Source organism: Streptomyces anatolicus (genome assembly GCF_019400875.1).
GTDB lineage: Bacteria > Actinomycetota > Actinomycetes > Streptomycetales > Streptomycetaceae > Streptomyces > Streptomyces anatolicus.
This window is the reverse complement of record NZ_WMBF01000504.1, coordinates 1-4,393: the sequence shown is the minus strand read 5'-3', so window position 1 is coordinate 4,393 and position 4,393 is coordinate 1. Positions and strand designations below refer to the sequence as shown.

Genomic DNA, 4,393 nt, shown 5'->3' with positions numbered 1-4,393 from the left:
CCCTCGTACCGGGGGGAACCGCTCAGCCGTTCTGCCTGCGGCGGTAGAGCGCGAAGCCGAGGCCGCCCGCGCCGAGGGCGGCCATGCCGCTGCCCGCGGCGATCAGCGGGGCGTCCTCGGAGGAGCCCGCGGTGACGCCCTCGGCGCCCGCCTTGACGCCGCCCTTCGGGACGACCTGGTGGGAGCCGTTCTTGGGCTGAGGCTTCACCGGCTGCGGCTTCGTGCCGTTGTTGTGGTGGTTCTTGTCGTGGTGGTTCTTGCCCTCGACCCAGGACTTGATCGTGCCGTCGGGGTTGAGGACGACGTGCAGGCCGTTGTTCTGGCCGTAGGCGGCCTTGCCGTTGGCGTCGAGGGTGTCGAGCCTGCTGCCGTGGGCGAAGATGTCGGCCTGGTAGTGGTGCGGGCCGAGCTTGTAGATCTTGGCGACGGAGCCGTCGGCCAGCTTGACGGTCGCCTTGTGGACGCGCTTGTCGTGCACCGGCTTCGGCGGGACCGGCTTGGCCTTCATGCTGATGGTGCCGTCGGGCGTCAGGGTGAAGGTGTTGCCGTCGACGGTGGTGCGCGCCGCCTTCTCGTATGCGGTGAGCGAGCCCTTGGCCGCGCCGTTCAGGGTGAGGGTGGCCTTGGCGGTGCGGGCGGAGACGTTGACCTGGACCTTCGCGGACCAGCCGTTGCCGAGGTCCGTGGTGCCCTTCGACTCCCAGCTGCCGGGCTTGGGCGTCGTGTCGGTGTCCTTCTCCGCGTCGTCCTTCTTCTCTTCCTTCTTCTCTTCGTCCTTCTTGGTGTCGTCCGGCTTCTTGTTCTCGTCCGTCTTGGTGCTGTCGTCCGTCTTCGTGTCGTCCGTCTTGGTGTCGTCCGGCTTCGTCTGGTCCTTGGTTGCCTGGTCCTTGGTTCCCTGGTCATCCGTGGTGACCTGGCCCTGCGAGGGAGACGGGGCGTCCGATGCGAAGGCGGCCGTGGCCGGGACGGCGAGAGCGGCGATGGCTCCGGTGGCGATGGCGGCGGTACGGAAGGTACGGCGGGTGGCGCGCATGGGTGGCCCCTCGTTGCTGGTCGTTCGAGCTGTCCGTCTTTGTGCCCCTTTGCGGCGGCGACAGCCATGAAGTTACGGGCGCCATGTGTGCGTCATCCGTAGGGAATGTAACAAGTGGCCTCATGCCGTGACGCAGTACCGTAAAGCAGGCGAAAGTGCAGGTCAGAGGGAGTGTGGCCGAAGGTCACCGGGTGGCGGGGACCAAGGTCCCGCCGGCCGCGCCCCGGGGGTCGCCGGCCCGCAGCAGCCACTCCGTGTAGGCGGAGGACTGCCGCGCCGCCTCCCAGTAGGCGGCCTCCAGTTCGCCGTAGACCGCGTTCAGCTCGTCCTCCGTACGGGCCGCCACCAGGAGCCGTACGCCGAGCGGGTCGCCGAAGAGGGGGCGTACGGCCATGTCGGCGCGGCCCCGCGAGGTCGGCTGGCAGAGCGTGACGACCTCGCCGGTCGCGACGAGGGACGCCCCGGTGAGGTAATCGCCGTGCAGGACAGGGGGGTTGAGCCCGGCGGCAGTCAGGATGCGGCGCAGGCCGTCCCACTCGCCGTCCACGGTGGGGTCGACCATCCAGCGGTCGTCCGCGAGGTCGCCGAGCCGCACGACAGGACGTGCCGCCGCCGGATGGTCGGCGGCGAGGGAGACGAACTGCGGTTCGCGGTCGAGCAGCACCCGTCTTCGCAGTGACTCCGGCAGCCGCAGCGGGCTGCCCTCGACCTCGTGCACGAACGCGACATCGAGCTGTGCCGCCGCCACCATGCGCAGCAGCGCGTTGGCGGACACGTCCATCTGGAGCGAGATCTCGGTGCCGGGCAGGCGCACCCGCAGCCTGCGCAGCCAGCCCGGTATGGCGCGGCTCGCCGTGGAGCCGATGCGCAGCCTCGGGCCGTCGCTCGCGCGGGCGGCGGCCGCCCTGGTCTCGGCCACCAGGGCCCGCATCTCGGTGACCAGCGGGCGGGCCCTGCTGAGGACGACCCGGCCGAGCGGTGTGGGGCGGCAGCCGGTGCGCTCGCGGTCGAAGAGGCGGCCGCCGAGCGCGTTCTCGATGCGCCGCAGCTGGGTCGTCAACGACGGCTGGCTCATGCCGAGCTGACGCGCCGCCTTGTGCAGGCTGCCGGTGTCGGCGATGGCGCACAACGCGCGGAGGTGCCTGACCTCGAGCTCCATGGTCGATGAGCGTAGAGCCGGTACGGCCGTCGCACCAGACGCCCAAGCCCCATGAGAACCAGCCGTTCTGGGCAGACCGGGGGGCCGGGTGATAGCCCCGGGCTATCGCGAGTTGCCATCATCCCCACGCGTCCCGTGCTCCCCGAGACTCACAGCCACCGAAAAGTTCACCTTTCATCGACCCCCCACGGTCGGTTGAACGAGTAGGGAGCCCCCCACACATGAGCAAGCGATACCTGTCCGTCGCGGCGGTCCTCGGTCTCACCGTCGCCGGACTCGGCGTGACCTCCACGGTTGCCTCGGCGGCCCCGCTGGCGCCCACGCCGTCAGCGCCGTCCGCTTCCAGTTCGTACGCCTCGTATGCCTCGTACGAGGGTTCGGCGCGGGAGGCCAAGGCCAACAAGGCGTTCTTCGACGCCGTAGTCAAGGCCGTCGCCGAGAAGCGGGCCGCCAACCCCGGTGCGAAGTCCGTGACCGTCGTCTACGACGCGTCCGGAGCCCCCACCTTCGCCCGGCAGATAGCCGGTTCCACGTCCATATGGAACGCCGCGGTCTCCAACGTCAAGCTCCAGCAGGGCACTTCCGGCGCCAGCTTCTCCTACCGCGAGGGCAACGACTCGCGCGGCTCGTACGCGAGCACCGACGGGCACGGCAAGGGGTACATCTTCCTGGACTACGCCCAGAACAAGGAGTACGACTCGACTCGCGTCACCACGCATGAGACGGGGCACGTGCTGGGGCTGCCGGACACGTACGACGGGCCTTGCAGCCAGCTGATGTCCGGGGGCGGGCCGGGGCCCTCCTGCACCAACGCGCAGCCGGATGCGGCCGAGCGGGCCAAGGTCGAGCAGCTTTGGGCCAACGGGCTGGCGAAGGCGTTGCACAAGGTGGGGTGATTGGGTGTGGTGGGCGGGGAGCTGCGGGTCCTATGTGGCTGGGCGCGCAGTTCCCCGCGCCCCTTACGGGGCGCCACCCCTCGGGGCGCTATGGCTGCGGGGTTGCGATGGCTCTTGCTGCCGCTACCTCCTGGCGCAGGGGCTCCAGGACGCTTTCCTTTGGGCCCACCGTGAAGTGGGAGCGGACCTCTTCTAGGGTCGCGGATGCCCGCAGGCCCGTCGCCAGCTCCCTCAGCTCGCTCGCCACTTCGGCCACCTCGTCCGGCGCGGGGGGCTCGGCGCCGTGCCGGATACGGACCCGTGCCGCGGTCGTCGCGTCCAGGATGCGTTCGACCGCGACGACCAGCGGCCACCACGCCGTGGCCCGCGTGCCGGTCGGCGGCGGCTCGGTCAGGGCCCGCTGGAACTCGGAGCGGATCACCGACAGATCGCGGTAGAGGCGGCGGCGCAGGCGCGCCCGGGCGGCCGGTCCCGCGGTGGCGCCGAACGCGCACTCCACGTACCCGGCGGTGTCCGCGACCGCGTCCGCGAGCCGGTCGCCGATCCGTGTCCCCCAGCTCTCTGGCCAGAGCAGATACCCCGCGACGAGCGCGATGGCGCAGCCGATGAGACTGTCGACGAGGCGCGGCACGACCAGGCCGAGCCCCTGCTGGTTGAGGATGTCGGAGAGCAGCAGGATGACCGGCGTGATCGCCGCGGTCTGGTAGCCGTAGCCGCGCGTGGTGAGCGCGGGGATGAGCGGGGCGAGCAGCATCATCACCGGCACGTCCCACCAGCCGTGCGGCACCTCCGCGAGGACGGCGGCCGCGACGACCAGGCCCGCGGCGGTGCCGAGCGCCCGCAGGACGGCGCGGGAGAAGACCGAGCCGAAGTCGGGTTTGAGCACGAAGGTGACGGTGAGGGCCACCCAGTACGACCTCGGCACGTCGATCAGCGAGACCAGGGCCTGCGCGATGCCGATGCAGAGCGCGAGTCGCAGGCCGTAGCGCCAGGACGTGCCGGAGAGCACGACGTTGCGGGTGGCGCGCCGGGCCCGGACCCGCAGTGCGGCGGGACGGCCGAGGCGGTCCTCGCTCTCGATGACGCCGAGCGGGTCGGCGTCGTTCAGGGTCTCCGTCGCGTGCCGGACGGCGTGGTCGAGGGCGCGTGCCGCGTGGTCGCCGGGCTCGTCCCCGGGCGCCGGGACGCGCGCGGCGCCCTGCCCGCCCCGCTCCACGGCCTCCGCGAGGGCCCGTACCGCCGCCGGGACCTCGGAGGGGAGGCGTGCGCGGGCGTGGCGGGCGGTGAGGTGGGCGGCGGTACGGG

General features: G+C 71.5%; 4 protein-coding genes. 1 reads left to right on the top strand and 3 read right to left on the bottom strand.

Translation table 11 applies throughout. The annotated features are described in order from the left end of the window. Nucleotides 1–22: 22 nt before the first annotated feature. Both GKQ77_RS28380 and GKQ77_RS28375 read right to left on the bottom strand, forming a co-directional pair. A complete protein-coding gene (locus GKQ77_RS28380) occupies nucleotides 23–1,033 on the bottom strand; it encodes a hypothetical protein (RefSeq protein ID WP_219691790.1) in 1,011 nt (336 codons plus the stop codon). 184 nt (nucleotides 1,034–1,217) lie between these two features. Then, nucleotides 1,218–2,192, bottom strand: a complete 975-nt coding sequence (locus GKQ77_RS28375; protein ID WP_219691789.1) for a LysR family transcriptional regulator — start codon at nucleotides 2,190–2,192, stop codon at nucleotides 1,218–1,220. Nucleotides 2,193–2,413: 221 nt separating this feature from the next. Here GKQ77_RS28375 and snpA point away from each other — a divergent pair, with 221 nt between their 5' ends. Further along, nucleotides 2,414–3,088: a snapalysin gene (gene snpA, locus GKQ77_RS28370; RefSeq protein ID WP_219691788.1), complete on the top strand. Its 675-nt coding sequence runs from the start codon at nucleotides 2,414–2,416 to the stop codon at nucleotides 3,086–3,088. Between the two features lie 88 nt (nucleotides 3,089–3,176). On the opposite strand, the gene GKQ77_RS28365 is transcribed toward snpA, so the two are convergent. Next, the coding region (locus GKQ77_RS28365) for an FUSC family protein (protein ID WP_219691787.1) at nucleotides 3,177–4,393 on the bottom strand (1,217 nt) is incomplete at its 5' end.

What these genes read in the sequence shown, in the direction of transcription:
- GKQ77_RS28380 (WP_219691790.1), bottom strand. Translation starts at nt 1,033, where the DNA reads ATGCGCGCCACCCGCCGTACCTTCCGTACCGCCGCCATCGCCACCGGA.
- snpA (WP_219691788.1), top strand. Translation starts at nt 2,414, where the DNA reads ATGAGCAAGCGATACCTGTCCGTCGCGGCGGTCCTCGGTCTCACCGTC.
- GKQ77_RS28375 (WP_219691789.1), bottom strand. Translation starts at nt 2,192, where the DNA reads ATGGAGCTCGAGGTCAGGCACCTCCGCGCGTTGTGCGCCATCGCCGAC.